Annotated in this window: 16 protein-coding genes; 4 read left to right on the top strand and 12 right to left on the bottom strand. The window is 63.3% G+C overall.

Annotation, left to right across the window (positions count from 1 at the left end; genetic code table 11):
- Positions 1-33 precede the first annotated feature (33 nt).
- The gene (locus IE071_RS11185) at positions 34-3,633 is read left to right on the top strand and encodes an ABC transporter permease/M1 family aminopeptidase (RefSeq protein WP_189441279.1); all 3,600 of its coding nucleotides are present in this window, start codon (positions 34-36) and stop codon (positions 3,631-3,633) included.
- A gap of 2 nt (positions 3,634-3,635) precedes the next feature.
- Here IE071_RS11185 and IE071_RS11190 read toward each other — a convergent pair whose 3' ends face one another.
- From IE071_RS11190 to IE071_RS11225, 8 genes are all read right to left on the bottom strand, one after another.
- Positions 3,636-4,508, bottom strand: a complete 873-nt coding sequence (locus IE071_RS11190) for a mechanosensitive ion channel family protein (RefSeq protein ID WP_189441280.1) — start codon at positions 4,506-4,508, stop codon at positions 3,636-3,638.
- Between the two features lie 102 nt (positions 4,509-4,610).
- Positions 4,611-4,928, bottom strand: a complete 318-nt coding sequence (locus IE071_RS11195; protein WP_189441281.1) for a DUF2845 domain-containing protein — start codon at positions 4,926-4,928, stop codon at positions 4,611-4,613.
- Positions 4,929-4,983: 55 nt separating this feature from the next.
- Positions 4,984-5,265 carry a DUF2845 domain-containing protein gene (locus tag IE071_RS11200; RefSeq protein ID WP_189441282.1) on the bottom strand — a complete coding sequence of 94 codons (282 nt, stop codon included), beginning with the start codon at positions 5,263-5,265 and terminating at the stop codon, positions 4,984-4,986.
- 17 nt (positions 5,266-5,282) lie between these two features.
- A complete protein-coding gene (locus IE071_RS11205) occupies positions 5,283-5,858 on the bottom strand; it encodes a DUF924 family protein (RefSeq protein WP_189441283.1) in 576 nt (191 codons plus the stop codon).
- A gap of 8 nt (positions 5,859-5,866) precedes the next feature.
- Positions 5,867-6,307 carry a DUF2383 domain-containing protein gene (locus IE071_RS11210; RefSeq protein ID WP_189441284.1) on the bottom strand — a complete coding sequence of 147 codons (441 nt, stop codon included), beginning with the start codon at positions 6,305-6,307 and terminating at the stop codon, positions 5,867-5,869.
- Between the two features lie 131 nt (positions 6,308-6,438).
- Positions 6,439-7,191, bottom strand: a complete 753-nt coding sequence (locus tag IE071_RS11215; RefSeq protein WP_189441285.1) for a DUF2884 family protein — start codon at positions 7,189-7,191, stop codon at positions 6,439-6,441.
- Between the two features lie 72 nt (positions 7,192-7,263).
- Positions 7,264-7,737, bottom strand: coding sequence for a hypothetical protein (locus tag IE071_RS11220; protein ID WP_189441286.1), 474 nt, complete (start codon positions 7,735-7,737; stop codon positions 7,264-7,266).
- A 208-nt stretch (positions 7,738-7,945) separates the two neighbouring features.
- Positions 7,946-8,404 carry a hypothetical protein gene (locus IE071_RS11225; RefSeq protein ID WP_189441287.1) on the bottom strand — a complete coding sequence of 153 codons (459 nt, stop codon included), beginning with the start codon at positions 8,402-8,404 and terminating at the stop codon, positions 7,946-7,948.
- Between the two features lie 303 nt (positions 8,405-8,707).
- Here IE071_RS11225 and IE071_RS11230 point away from each other — a divergent pair, with 303 nt between their 5' ends.
- Both IE071_RS11230 and IE071_RS11235 read left to right on the top strand, forming a co-directional pair.
- Positions 8,708-9,124 (top strand): universal stress protein, encoded by a 417-nt coding sequence (locus IE071_RS11230; protein WP_189441288.1) that lies wholly within the window; start codon positions 8,708-8,710, stop codon positions 9,122-9,124.
- Positions 9,125-9,269: 145 nt separating this feature from the next.
- Positions 9,270-10,091 carry a ferritin-like domain-containing protein gene (locus IE071_RS11235; RefSeq protein WP_189441289.1) on the top strand — a complete coding sequence of 274 codons (822 nt, stop codon included), beginning with the start codon at positions 9,270-9,272 and terminating at the stop codon, positions 10,089-10,091.
- Between the two features lie 33 nt (positions 10,092-10,124).
- Here the strand turns inward: IE071_RS11235 and IE071_RS11240 are convergent, their stop codons facing one another.
- The 3 genes from IE071_RS11240 to IE071_RS11250 form a co-directional block, all read right to left on the bottom strand.
- Positions 10,125-10,580 (bottom strand): DUF6491 family protein, encoded by a 456-nt coding sequence (locus IE071_RS11240; protein WP_189441290.1) that lies wholly within the window; start codon positions 10,578-10,580, stop codon positions 10,125-10,127.
- A gap of 63 nt (positions 10,581-10,643) precedes the next feature.
- A complete protein-coding gene (locus IE071_RS11245; RefSeq protein ID WP_189441291.1) occupies positions 10,644-11,363 on the bottom strand; it encodes a hypothetical protein in 720 nt (239 codons plus the stop codon).
- Positions 11,364-11,431: 68 nt separating this feature from the next.
- Complete coding sequence (locus IE071_RS11250) at positions 11,432-12,298, bottom strand: LytTR family DNA-binding domain-containing protein (protein WP_189441292.1); 867 nt, start codon at positions 12,296-12,298, stop codon at positions 11,432-11,434.
- A 153-nt stretch (positions 12,299-12,451) separates the two neighbouring features.
- On the opposite strand from IE071_RS11250, the gene IE071_RS11255 reads away from it, so the two are divergent.
- On the top strand, positions 12,452-13,645 hold the full coding sequence (locus IE071_RS11255) for an acyltransferase family protein (protein WP_189441293.1): 1,194 nt from the start codon (positions 12,452-12,454) through the stop codon (positions 13,643-13,645).
- Between the two features lie 22 nt (positions 13,646-13,667).
- On the opposite strand, the gene IE071_RS11260 is transcribed toward IE071_RS11255, so the two are convergent.
- Entirely contained in the window at positions 13,668-14,018 is a 351-nt protein-coding gene (locus tag IE071_RS11260; protein ID WP_229792867.1) for a DUF3247 family protein, read from the bottom strand.
- Positions 14,019-14,052: the final 34 nt, after the last annotated feature.

The raw sequence follows: 14,052 nt of genomic DNA on the forward strand, positions 1-14,052 counted from the left end.
GCCACCACGACTTCGACGCAGGGAACGGACCGCATGTTTTTCGAAATACTTCGTTTTGAATGGCGCCAGCAGGTCCGTGCACCGCTGTTCTGGATCATCGCCCTGGCGTTCGGCGCGATCGCGCTCACCGTGGCCAGCACCGATGCGATCGTGATCGGTGGTGCCAGTGGCAACGTGTTGCGCAATGCACCGATGGTGGTCGTGCAACTGCTGACCATCTTCAGCCGGCTCAGCCTGTTCCTGGTTGCTGTCTTCATCGCCACCGCTGCGCTGCGGGATTTCGAGCAGCGCACTGCCGAGCTGCTCTTCACTACGCCGATGAGCAAAGTCGCCTACCTAGGGGGCCGCTTTGCGGCGGCGTATTTGGCGATATTGGCGATCATGCTGATCTGCGCGCTGGGCATTGCGCTCGGCGGACTGATGCCGTGGGTCGACTCGGCACGACTGGGCCCGTTCGACTGGCATGCCTATGTCTGGAGCTTCGGCACGATGGTGTTGCCGGACATGCTGTTCGTCGCCGCATTGCTGTTCCTGCTGGCCACCGTCACGCGTTCGCTGTTGGCCACCTACATCGGCGTGATCGCGTATCTGGTGCTGCAGTCGATTACCAGCCTGCTCACCCAGGACGTCAACAACCACTTCGTCGCGGCACTGTTCGATCCCTTCGGTGCGCGCACGCTGGCCATCGTCACCCGCTACTGGTCGGCCGACCAGCTCAATCACCAGTTGCCGAGCTTGAGCGGCGTCCTGTTGTTCAACCGACTGCTATGGTCGGCCGTGAGCCTGCTGCTGTTCGGCGCGGCGTTCGTCTTGTTCCGCACCAACCGCGACGGCCTGCGACTGCCGGGGCGAAGCAAGCCACGCGCCGAGCCACCGATCCTGCGGCCACCGACGGCGGCACTGACGCTGCCGAACGTGCGCATCGGCGACGACCTGCGCGCGCACCTGTTGCAACTGCGTAAGCAATGGACGTTCGATACGGCCGGCGTGCTGTGGGGCGTGCCGTTCCTGATCATGCTGGTGTTTGGACTGGTCAACCTGGTCTTTACCCTGGCGCTGTCCGGAAAGATCTACGGCACCGCCACCTGGCCGGTCACGCACCAGGTACTCGAGATCCTGCAGATCACGTTCCGCTGGCTGTTGTACATCATCGTCACGTTCTACGCCGGCGAGCTGGTATGGCGTGAGCGCAGCCAGCGTTCGGCCGAAGTCACCGACGCGTTCCCGCTGCCGGACTGGATCCTGCTGGCAGCGAAATTCGGCGCCCTGCTGGCGGTGATCGTGGTGTTCCTGTCGGTCGGCTCGCTGGTCGGCATCGGCTGGCAGATCGCGCATAGCTATACCCATCTGGAGCCGGGCCTGTATCTGGCAACGCTGGCACTGGATACGATCCCGTTCGTGCTGCTGGCGGTGCTGGCGCTGTTCCTGCAGGTGCTGTCGAACAACAAGTTCCTCGGCTATCTGCTGACCATCGTGTGGCTGCTGCTGAGCAGGATCGGTTTCGACCTGCTGCACTGGGAACAGAATCTGTACAACTACGGCAGCGCGCCCGAGGTGCCGTATTCGGACATGAACGGCTTCGGCCATTTCCTGAAAGGCGCGCTGTGGTTCGACTTCTACTGGGCCAGCTGCGCCGTCGTGCTGCTGGTGCTGGCCGCGCTGTTCTGGGTGCGCGGCACCGACCATGCCTGGCATGACCGGCTGCGCGAAGCGCGTGCGCGCCTGCACGCACCGGCGAAGATCACACTGGCGCTCGGCCTTCTCGCCTTCATCGGCAGCGGCAGCTGGATCTACTACAACACCAACGTGTTCAACCACTACCAGAGCAGCGCCACCCAGACGAAACAGCACGCCGATTACGAGAAGAAGTACGCGAAGTACAAGGATCTGCCGCAGCCACGCATCACGGCGGTGAAGGCGGACGTCGACATCCATCCGTACCAGCGCAGGCTGGATATCCGCGGCCACTACACGCTGGTCAACAAGACCACCGCACCGATCAGCGATCTGCACGTGAACTACACCGACGGTTTCACGCTGAAGTCGCTGACGTTCGCGCCGCACGACACGGTCAGCGCGGACAAGGAGCTCGGCTACACCATCTACCGGCTGAAGACACCGCTGGCACCGGGCGCATCGATGGATTTCGCGTTCACGCTGGAATACGCACCGAAGGGTTTCACCAACAGCCCGGACGGCAGCTTCCTTGCGTATAACGGCACATTCTTCAACAACACCGTGATGCCGCAGTTCGGCTACCAGACGCAGGCGCAGATCACCGACCGCAATGACCGCCGCAAGTACGGCCTCAGCGCCGACGTACCGCGGATGCCGAAGCTCGGCGACGAGAAGGCGCGCGCAAACACCTACATCAGCAACGACGCGGACTGGATCAGCTTCGATACCACCGTCTCCACCGCCGCCGACCAGATCGCGGTGGCGCCCGGCTATCTGCAGAAGGAATGGACGGCGAACGGCCGGCATTATTTCCATTACACGATGACTCAAGGCGGCATGGACCAGCCGATGCTGCCGTTCTTCTCGTACCTGTCGGCGCGTTACGCCGTGAAGCGCGAGACGTGGAAGGGCGTGGATATTTCGGTGTACTACAACCCGGCGCATGCATGGAATGTGGACCGGATGATTCAGGGCGTGAAGGATTCGCTCGACTACTACGACGCTCATTTCACGCCGTACCAGTTCCATCAGCTGCGCATCCTGGAGTTTCCGAACTACACAAGCCTTGCGCAGTCGTTCGCCAACACCATCCCGTTCTCCGAATCGATCGGCTTCATCGCCGATCTGCGCGATCCGTCCAGGATCGACTACCCCTACTACGTCACCGCGCACGAAGTGGCGCATCAGTGGTGGGCGCACCGGGTGATCGGCGCGAACATGCAAGGCTCGACCATGCTCAGCGAATCGCTGTCGCAGTACTCCGCGCTGATGGTGATGAAGCACAAGTACGGCGCCGACCAGATGCACAAGTTTCTGAAATACGAACTGGACGGCTATCTGACGGGACGCGCGACCGAGAAGCTGGCCGAGGAACCGCTGGCGAAGGTGGAGGACCAGTCATACATCCATTACAGGAAAGGTTCGCTGGTGTTCTACGCGCTGCAGGATTACATCGGCGAGGACAAGCTCGACGCGATGCTGAAGCAGTTCCTGCTCGACAAGGGTTTCCAGCAGCCGCCGTACACCACCTCGCAGGAATTCATGGACGCGCTGCCGAAAGCCGTCGATCCAAAATGGAAGGGGCTGCTCGACGACTTCTTCTGGAAAATCACCCTGTTCGACAACCGCATCACCGACGCCACCGCGAAGAAGCTGCCGAACGGCAAGTACGAAGTCACCATGAAGGTGCACGCCAGCAAGGTCTACGTCGACGGCACCGGCAAGGAAACCGCGGCGAAGCCGGATATCCCGATCGACATCGGCGTATTCGCCGCCTCCACCGATGCAGGCAAGGACGGCAAGCCGCTGTACCTGGAAAAGCGCCTGCTGCCGGACGGTGACAGCACAATCACCGTGACCGTCGACAGCGTGCCTGCACAGGCCGGCATCGATCCCTACAACGAGCTGATCGACAAGGTCTCCAGCGACAACCGCCGTGCGGTGACGGTGCAGTAGAGTCAGTCGGCTTTCGGTGAGATCGCCGGTGCGCCCCGCACCAGCGTGATCTCCTGCGGCCCCACCGGCACGCTGATCTGCCGGGCGTCGCTCTGCTGCTTGATCGCACGCAGAAGGTCGGCCTGCACGCTCCAGTTGTCGCCGTTGCTGGTCCAGCCGCGCAGCACCAGGTTCACGGACTGACTGGCCAGGCTTTCAATCCACACGCCCGGCGCCGGAGCTTTCAGGATGCGCTGGTCCGCCGCGATCAGCTGCATGATCGTGGCGATCACCTTGTCCACATCGTCGCGATAGGCAATACCGAACTTCAGCTCGAAGCGTCGCATGCCACGCCGGTTGAAGTTGACGATGGCGTCACTACCGATCTTGCCGTTCGGTACGATCGCCTCGCGGTTGTCCGGCAGGATCAGCAGGGTGTGCAAGAGATTGAGACTTTCCACCGTGCCTTCGACGCCGCCTGCGCTGACGTAATCGCCGACGCGAAACGGCTGGAACACCGCCAGCAGAACGCCCCAGGCCAGGTTGCTGAGCGAGCCCTGCAACGCCAGTCCGATCGCCAGTCCGGCGGTACCGAGCGCGGCGACCATCGGTGCCGACGGCACGCCCAGCACGCTCAACGCGGTGACCACCAGCAGAACGACCAGCACGCCATAGATCAGGTTGCGCAGGAAGCCGCTGAGCGTGGAGTCGAAGCGCGCCCGACCCAGCGCACGCTGCGCAAAATTCGCCAGCCGACGCGCGATCCACATGCCGACCAGCAGCACCAGCAAGGCGCCAACCAAGTGCAACCCGAGCTGTACCGCCTGATCGGTGTAGGCGGAAACATCGTGGGTCGTCGCGGCGGCCGCTATCGGCGTGACGGAAATATCGAGCATGGCTTCGTCTCCCGCAGAAAATCGGGGATCAGCCTAACAGCAAGAAGCAGGAAAGCTCGTTGGCGATTCGTACGGCTTTCGATGCAGCGAAGCAGCTTGCGATCAGAGCCGCTCATCCTCGATGTCGCTGACCCGGCCGTCGACGATCGTCACCACGGTGACATGACCGTCGCGACGGTAACGCCATTGCTCGCCGCCCTGATCCTTGCTCGACACGCGAACACCGCCGCGACGACTGCTCCGACTACCGTGACTGCGTGTGCTGCGCTTGTGCGATTTTGACGATGGCTTGCCCAGCAGCTCGGTGACGCGCTCGCGGCTGTCGCCGGCGGTGAGTACCTGGTTGCCCACGCGCAAGGTGGTGGACGCGTGCGCGACAGCACTGAAAACACACAAGGCGACGATGAGACGAATACGCATGACCTGCTCCCTGTCTGATGAAATCCGGAAATCCTTTCCGCTGCGCCGGCAAAACTCAGCCGTGATTTTCGGTGTGATCCTCGATCGCCGCGACCTTGCCGGCGATGATCGTCACGACTACCACATGACCCTGATCGCGACGGTATTGCCAGCGTTCGCCCCGATACGCGCCGAAGGTGTTCTCCACCGGCTCCTTGTAGGCCGGCGTGCCCAGCAGGTCGATCGTGCGGACGGCGGTATCGCCGACCGACAAGACCTGCTGGCCGACACGCAAGGTGTCGCTGGCAAAGACATTCAGGCTGAGGGCCAGCAGCGGAACCAGCAGCAGACGGCGCATATCGCTCTCCCTGTCATTCAGAAGCCGGAACCCGGCTGGGCCAGATGGATCATTTCTTCCGGTGTACTGGTGCGACCAAGCACGGCGTTGCGGTGTGGAAAGCGGCCAAAGCACGCGATCACGTCGTGATGCCGCCGAGCATAATCGAGAAATTCCTCGAAGCGTTCACGCTGTAGCGTCGGCACCTCCGCACAAAGCGTCTCGAACAATGCCACCGATTGGCGCTGCAAGCCCATGTCCTCGGCATGCTCCAGCGGCAGGTAGGCGAACACGCGCTGCAGTGGCAGCAATTGCCGGTCATGACCACGGGCAACACCTGACAAAGCGACACGCTGTGCGCTGGCGTCCTGGGCCCATGCGCGCGAATCACCGCGATGGAGGTTGCGCGGAAACTGGTCCAGCAGGAGCAAGAGCGCCAGCCACCCCCATGGGCTGACCGCCCAGTGATCCAGCCGTCCATCCGCTGCAGCATCCACCGTGCTGCCGAAGCGCTCGCGTATCTGTGCATCGAACGCCGCATCGGCAACAAACCAGTGCGCGGCGCTCGTTTCGGCAAACCAGAAATCCAGCACCTCATGCGCGGCAACGGGCATCCCAGCTCCTAGTAACGTGCGCTACCGACCAGGCTATGCATGTCCAGATGGATGCCGTGCAGGCGTGGCAGCTGCCGGCGCAAGGCGAGTGCCGATTCTGCCGGTTCGACCGCAATCGCCTGCTCGAACGCATGCAGCAACGCGCTTTCATGATGCGCCAGCGCGCGAATCCAGGCGCTGTCACGCCGACTGGCGGCGTGTACCAGCCAGCCGGCCAGATGGCGGTGGGCGGCGCCGCGCCAGGTTCCGTGTTCGCTCGGCTTGCTATCGCTGGCGCGCAGTTGTGCCTGCAGGTCGGCGATCAGCAGATCCAGTGTCTGCACATTCTCATTCAACACCACACGCAAGCCCGGCTCGCACGCCTTCGCGGCATGCCGATACAGCCGTCGCAGGTCGATGCTGCGGCGGATCAGAGCATTGCAGGTGGACGGTGCGACGTACGGCGGCATGGCCGCTCCTGCTGGATAACTCAGTGGAACACGGCGCTATCGTCGTCCTTGCCCACTTAGCGGGAGATTAACCTGGCCAATTTGCCGGATCGCAGTCAGCTCGCGGTGGGGCACACCGGGATCGACCGCGTTCATTGCCCCAGCTGCAGCAGGTTCAACGGTTGGCCGTTGCTGCCACGCACGCCTTGCTGCAACTCGGCAAGCCGCTGGATCGACGGACACAGCGCCTCGATCTGCGGGCGCAAGGCCTGCATGCGCCGCTGCATGCGTGGCTGCAGCTCAGTGGCGAGATCCGCCGCACGGTCACGCAGAGTGGCCGCGGTATCCATGTCGCCGGCCAGCGCCGCATTGATCGCCTGCTGGCCCAGATCTGACGCCAGCAAGGGCAACAGGTCGGCGCCGATCTGCTGCATGGCCTGATCGGTGGCATCGCCTTGCCAGTCATGGGTGCTGCGGCTGACCGCGATGCGCCGCTTGAGCTCGCTGGCGTGCGCGCTCAGCCGACGGTCGAATTCGGCGCGAGTATCGGCACCCAGTCCCATATCACTGGCCTCGGCGCGCATGCCCTGCACCGCCATGTCCACCCCGTTCTGCGCCACCGTGCGCACCCGCGGCGCCAGTGCGCGCAGTGCGCGCTCGAACAGCGCCAACCGATCCTGATCTTCCGCATTCAGGCGTACCGCCGTGCCATCGGTACGCAGCACACCTTGCTGCAGCTCGACATGAAACGGCGCTGGCGCCGCCCGGTCGAACAGCAGGCTGTCGGTTTTCAGGGTGACGTCATAGCTGCTGCTGGCATGGCAAGTTGTCGCCAAATCCTGCGCATGCAGTAACGAACCGGTGAACGGCAACATGAGCAGTAACAGCCATCGCGACAGGTGCATGAACAATTCCTTGGAGACACAGACCCGTCAGCGATAGCCGATGCCGTCGCAACCGCTGCTGAACTGCCCCGCTCAACGCCGAGGCTTGAACTGCACGCGTATCGCCGGCCGACCGAGTTGCCAGGCCAGCCACAGCAGCAGCGGTATCGCGAGCGCCTTGAGTACCAGCCCGACCTGCCAGGTCCGTTGCGCTCGCGCGATCGTCCACAGCGCGATGTCGCCCAGCTGCGGCGGCATGGCGAGTGCATGCTGCCGGGCGGTTTCGAAATCGCCCCATTGCTGCAGCATCAGTACACCGCTGACCAGAGTCCATAGCGCCAGCAACACGGCAAGCACCTGCATGCTCGACCGCGCCCAGGCCAGCCGCAGGATGCAGCCGGCGCACACCACGAAGATCAGCAACGCCGCCAGCAGATAGGCGTATTCGGCATGCTGCAGGTATTGCACAGCACCCATCGCGGCGAACAGCAGCACGATCCACACGCCGATCATCCATACCGAAAACCGCCGCGTCGGCGGCATGTCGGTGCGTGCCGTCGACAGCATCAAAGCACCGCCTGCAAGGTGACCGGATCACTCACCGGTGCAACCAATGCACACAACAGGTTCAACACGAGCACACGGTAAAAGCGACGCATGACGACGGCTCCGACGGGAAAGAAACAAGGAGTAAATATCCGTCGCAGTTTACGCGCTCATAAAAGCGAAGGGCGCCATGCGGCGCCCTTCGGGACAAACTACTGACCTGTCGCGATCAACGCGGGCTGATGGTGAACTTGCCCACCGAGACACCCAGGTTGACGCCTTCGCCGGTACCGGACAGCGCCAGCGAGGTGGTGCCCTTGGTCAGCACCTGCGCGCTGCCGCTCTTCACCACACCGGCCTCGGCGCCGGCCTGCGCGTAGTCGCCGTACACGTCGGCAAGGCCATGCACCTTGCTGATCTCGCCCTTGCCGTTGTCGATGTGGTACTTGCCGGCGGTGAGGCCGCCACCGACCACCACAATCTTCACGTTGGCGCGCTGGCCGTTGTCACAGGTGATCGTGCCATGGCCTTCGGCATGCTTGTAGATCAGCGACCAGCCGGACAGGTTGTATGCGAGATCGCATTTCACCGAAGCCTCGGCGGCCTGTGCGTTGCTCGTCGGCAGCACGGTCATTGCGCCCGCGCAGGCCATTACCAGGGCAGCCATTCCAAAAGTACGCTTGATCATTGTCATCTCCTTGGGTTGTGCGGGGTCGGATTCTTTGCCTGCGCAGGGTCGGGATGCCATCGAAAGATCGGCAAGCCGCTGCGTGGTGGTTGAATCGTGTGCATGACCGCGTGACAAGGGTGTGCAGGCGCGTGACTGACCGTTCAGGTTCGCCGGCTTGATGCTTCGCTAACAAGCTGTCGCGCAGACTGTCGTTGGCCGGCAGGGCGGTATCGTGCAAGCCATGCCGAGGGTTGTGGCATGGCAGAAACCCTGCCTAGACTTCGGCGTGGCCTTGATGCCGGACTGCAGCGAAGGAGAACCATGGTCAAGTATTCATTGGTCGGTTACGACGGCTCCGATGCCTCGCGCCGCGCGTTCCAGTTCGCCATCGATCTGGCCCGTTGCAGCCACGGCCGGGTGCGTGTGGTATCGGTGCTGCAGGTCACCGAAGGCGGCGCCGACGCCTGTGCCCTGATGATGGCCGACTCCGGCACCCAGCGCGTGCAGGAACTGCTCGACGAGCTGACCGCGATCGTGCCGGATGCCGCCACCCTGGTCGATGTCGAGTTGATCCACGGCAGTCCCGGCGATGTGCTGCTGGGCCAGATCGATCAGCACGCGGTGGATCACATCGTGATCGGCCACACCGAACGCGGCGCGCTGGCGCGCTGGCTGCTGGGTTCGGTATCCGGCAACGTGCTGGCACGCGCCCACGTGCCGGTGACGGTGGTGCGCTGAAACGCGGCAACACTCCGCATCACTGAACCGCAAGTCGGGTAGCGTTAATCCGATACCGCGCTCAGGCCGTATCCTGTGTCATCTTTTCGTCATGCAGACGTACCCGCCGATTCGCGTCGCATGCGTTGCCGCACAGGAAATTCGCTTGAATTATTCCACTGCCCTGCCCTGGACCCTGGAAAGTCTCGACCTCGACAACATCGAGGTGGCGCGCATACGCCACAACGAGGATCTGTTCTTCCTGCTGTGCAGTTCGTCGTTCGTCGAGAGCGGCTCGGATCTGTACACGCAGAATCTGATCGACCATTTCGCCGGCGACCAGGAACTGCAGACCTGGCTCAGCCAGCACTGGGAGCACGAGGAACTGCAACATGGCCGCGCACTGGCTGCCTACGTCAAAAAAGTCTGGCCGGAGTTCGACTGGGACAAGGGCTTCCAGGCGTTCTGGAACGAGTACGGCGCGGTGTGCACGGCTGAGCAGCTCGAACCTTGCCGCGGCCTGGAACTGGCCGCCCGCTGCGTGGTGGAAACCGGCACGGCCAGCCTGTATCGCGCGCTCAACGAGATCACCGACGAGCCGGTGCTGAAGCAGCTGACCAACCACATCAAGAGCGACGAAGTGCGCCACTACAAGCACTTCTACCAGCACTACCGGCTGTATCGGGAACGCGAGGGTTTTGGCCGCTACAAGGTGTTCCGTGCGATCCTGCGTCGGGTCAACGAGGTCAAGAGCGAGGACAGCGACATCGCGCTGCGCCACGTGTTCAACCAGTGCTACCCGCAGCACCTGGGCAACGAGATCGAGTTCCGCCGCATCAGTGATCGCGCGCAAGGCCTGTTGCGCCGGCATATTCCGGCCGGCATGACGGTGAAGATGCTGCTCAAGCCGCTGGATCTGCCGGCCCGGCTGCAGAATGCGCTGGAAAAGCCACTGGCGCGGATCACCGAAAAACTGTTCCTGCACTGAGCGCTCCCCCGAGATCGTCGGGGAGCGCCACGGTCACTGCGCCGTGGCTTCCTTGTCGGTGCTGCGCGGCTCGCTCTTGATCTGCCGCTGTTGCTGCTGCACGGCCTTCAGGCTTTTCACATCGACCGGGCGGATCTGCGAAATGGTGCACGGGAAGTTGCGCCGGCCAGTGAGCACCCGATCGAACCCCACCATGACCTGGTTGAGGTTCGAGGTGAGCCCGATGCTGTTGACGAAAGCCAGATCCTGGCAGTCACCGCCAAGATCCAGCAGCCATGCTTCGTTGGGCTTCGTATAGACGGCCAGCTGGCTGTCGCTCAACGGCTCCCACGAATACAGCGAGAAGAAGCGGAAGTGGCGCACCGGTGCACCGGCCGCCGCCGCATACGCGGCCTGGCGTTCGCTGGTGCGTTGCGCATAGGGCGCACTGGCACAGGCGGCGAGCAGCGTTGCCAACGTCGTCGCCAACAATATGCGGATCATCGACATGGCATCAAACTCCATCGGAGGGATACATACATAACGCGCGAGCCACCTTCCGGTGCACCGAAACTACTTCTTGCCCTGCTTGCCAACGCCAACCCACTTGGCGGGATCGAAACCGCCGACCTCATAGACCAGAGTCTGTTTCTTCTCGCCATCGGCCAGGGTCACGTCCAGCGTGATCTTCTTCGCCTTCTGCAACATTGCGATGAACGCCTTGTCGTCGCGGATCATCAACGCCGGCTCGCCCGTGGGCGGCGCGAACGCCATGATGCGCATCGGCTTGCCATCGACCGTGCTGGCGATGGCGCAGTTGCCGTGACAGACGAAGCCGGGCTTGCTGCCATACAGGAACACGCTCTGGCCCCAGCTGGTGTGCCGGCGCAGCACCAGCTGCACGCGATTGTTGGCGATGGTGGCGGTGGACTGCGTGCCGCCGGCCATCGGCGAGACCTGGTACAGCCAGAGGCTCGCCAACCGGTTCTTCTCGCTGGCTTCGCTATAGCGCTTCTCGATTTCCGGCAAGGTCTGCTGCACTTCCTTTGCGGCATCACTGTTGGGGAACCGTTTGACGATGTCCTGACCCATCGTCACCGCCATCTCGTCGTTTTGGATGCGCAGCAGCTGACGGTAGGTGTCGAGGTTGCGCGCCGCATCGCCGGCCTGGGTTTGCTGGGCTTGTTGTTGTGACGCATCCGGCGCCGGCGCGCCGCTCTGCTGCGAGCATCCGGCGAGCAGCGCGGCCGCACAGCAAGCCATCGCGGCGTAATGGGAAAAGGCGGACTTCATGGGCGACCTACCAAAGGGACAGGCGGCTAGCTTGGAACGATCGGCCGCCACCACGCAACCGGCCGGATTCAGTCCGGCTGGCCGAAACGTTCGCGCAGTGCGGCCCGGTAACGCCGGCTGCAGGGAATTTTCACGCTGTCGCGCATCTGCAGCCGGGCATCGCCGGTCTCCAGCGGCTCGATCTCGGCGAGGTAGTCGAGGTTGATGAAATAGCTGCGATGCACACGCACGAAGCGCGCCGGGTCCAGCCGATCATCGATCCCGGCCATCGTGGCGCGCAACGGGTAGTCACGCCCATGCACATGCAGGTTCACGTAGTTGCCCGACGCCTGCAGCCATTCGATCTCGCTGGCATTGATCAGGAACTCCCGCCCCAGCTTGCGCACCAGGAACCGCTCGGGCCGCTCCAGCGGCTCGGCCGGCAAACCCTCGTCCGGCGCGGTCAGCAGTCGCGCCTCGCCCTGCAGGCGCAGCAGCCACAGCCGGTACAGCGTCAGCGTGGTGATGATCGACGCATAGCTGCGCACGTCCTTCAGGTATTCGTAACCGGCATTGATCCACCACGCGCCGAAATCGTAGTGCTCCCCCGCCACGCCATAGGCCAGCTTGCGCAGCGCGACCATACCGACGACGTGGATCAGGCTGAACAGCACGCTGACCAGCAGATGCGCCGGCAGGCTGCGCCGCCACGTGTCGAAACGAAACGGCCAGCGTCGCGCGGCGACGATCGCCAGCGGCAGCAGGGCCAGGGATACCAGCGCGCTGCTCCACTCCCACGACCACGGCTGCCAGGCGGGCAGCCCGGGATGATCGATCGCCGAGGTCATGCTGTTGAAGGTGGCGTTGATGCCGTACAGCGCCAGCCAGAAGCCCACCTCGACCGGCCGTCGCCAGCGCAGGAAGTCCCGGTAATCGAAAGTCGCTTGATCCGTCATGGCCGGGATTCTACGGGCAGCGCCGCGGATTGCCCCGAAACTCGTCCCCGTCAGCCCACCGTTCGTCACTATCGCCGGTCCATCAGTCACTTGGCGCGGGACGGCGGGGCGATGCAAGTCGAGCATGTCGGCACTTCCCACGGAGTTCCCACCATGAACCGCCGCCACGATATCGACGCACTGCGCGTCCTCGCCTTCGGTCTGCTGATCCTCTATCACGCCGGCATGATCTATGTGGCACCCACCAGCGACTGGGGTTTCACGCTCAAGAGCAGCCACTTGGCCGAATGGCTGCAATACCCGATGCTGTTCCTCAATCGCTGGCGGATGGAGTTGCTGTTCCTGATCTCGGGGCTGGCCGTGCATTTCATGCGGGGCAAGATCGGCTTGCCCGGCCTGGCATGGAAGCGGACAGTGCGACTGTTGCTGCCGCTGGTGTTCGGCATGCTGGTGGTGATTCCGATCCAGCCGTATGTGGGCGGGCTGGCCGATCATGCGATCGAGCCAGGTTTCGGGACATTCCTGCTGCATTACTGGACGCATGGCTACAAGGATTACGGGCTGACTTGGGAACACCTGTGGTATCTGCCCTATCTGTGGCTCTTCACGATGTTGCTGTTGCCGTTGCTGCCGCTGCTGGAATCGCGTCTCGGCCAGCGCCTGCGCGCGGCTTGCCTGCGGCTGCGCGGCGCGAGTCTGCTAGTCCATCCGGTGCTGCCGCTGTTCGCGTATGGCGTGCTGCTGTCCTGGCGTTATCCGGAAACGCACGCGCTGGTCGGCGACTGGTACGCGCTGGCGCTGTACGCCACGATGTTTTTCTACGGCTACCTGCTGGGTACCGATGACGGCCTGTGGGCCGAACTGGCGCGCCTGCGGCGCGTCACGCTGCCGCTGGCGCTGGCCTGCTTCGCGGCGTATCTGTGCCTCGACCGGTTCGCCGGTCAGTTCATCCACGCGCGGGCGGCCGTCATCGTCGTCAAGCTGCTCACGGTCTGGCTGCACTACAGCTACACCTGGATCGCGATTGCCGCCATCCTCGGCTGGGGACACGCGCTGCTCAACCGTCCGTTCCGCTGGCTGCCGTATGCGCGCGAGGCGGTCTATCCGTGGTACGTGCTGCACCAGAGTCTGTTGCTGTTCTTCGCCTGGCAGTTGCTGCCGCTGGGTTTGGGGCCTGTCGCCGAGCCGGCGCTGATTCTGCTCGGCACGATCGGCGGCTGCGCAGTGCTGCATGAGTTCGTGATACGCCGCACGTGCTGGCTGCGACCGTTGTTCGGACTGGATGCATTGCCTTCACGGTCTGTCGCAACAACAGCTCCGCAACGGTTGGCCGATGATCTCGCCTGAGCTCAGCCTCCACTCGCCATGATCAAACCCAGAGATGCTCGACCCGAGCGACCTGATCCAGCCAGACGCGCCGGTTCCACTCCGGCACGTCTGGGCGTTGCAGCTTCACCTGGGCGTTGAGCCCTTCATGTTGGTCGGTGTCTCGACACATCTGCATGTTCGGCCGCGCGCTGACCACACCATCGCAACTGCAGCCATCCTGCATGACCAGCACCACATGACCATGGGCCGGCAGCTGATCGATCAACGATTCAAGCTTGCGGATGCTGGCCTGATCGGTATAGACGTGTTGCGCCTGGCTGCCCATGAAACTCACCCCCGCACGATTCGGTGAACCCTGACCGTAGTCGGCGTCCCGGTAAGATCGCGTCAATTCGCCCGTCTGGCAGCTGAATGACCGGTGCGCC

Origin of the sequence: Rhodanobacter panaciterrae (assembly GCF_014651895.1) — a bacterium.
Taxonomy (GTDB): domain Bacteria; phylum Pseudomonadota; class Gammaproteobacteria; order Xanthomonadales; family Rhodanobacteraceae; genus Rhodanobacter; species Rhodanobacter panaciterrae.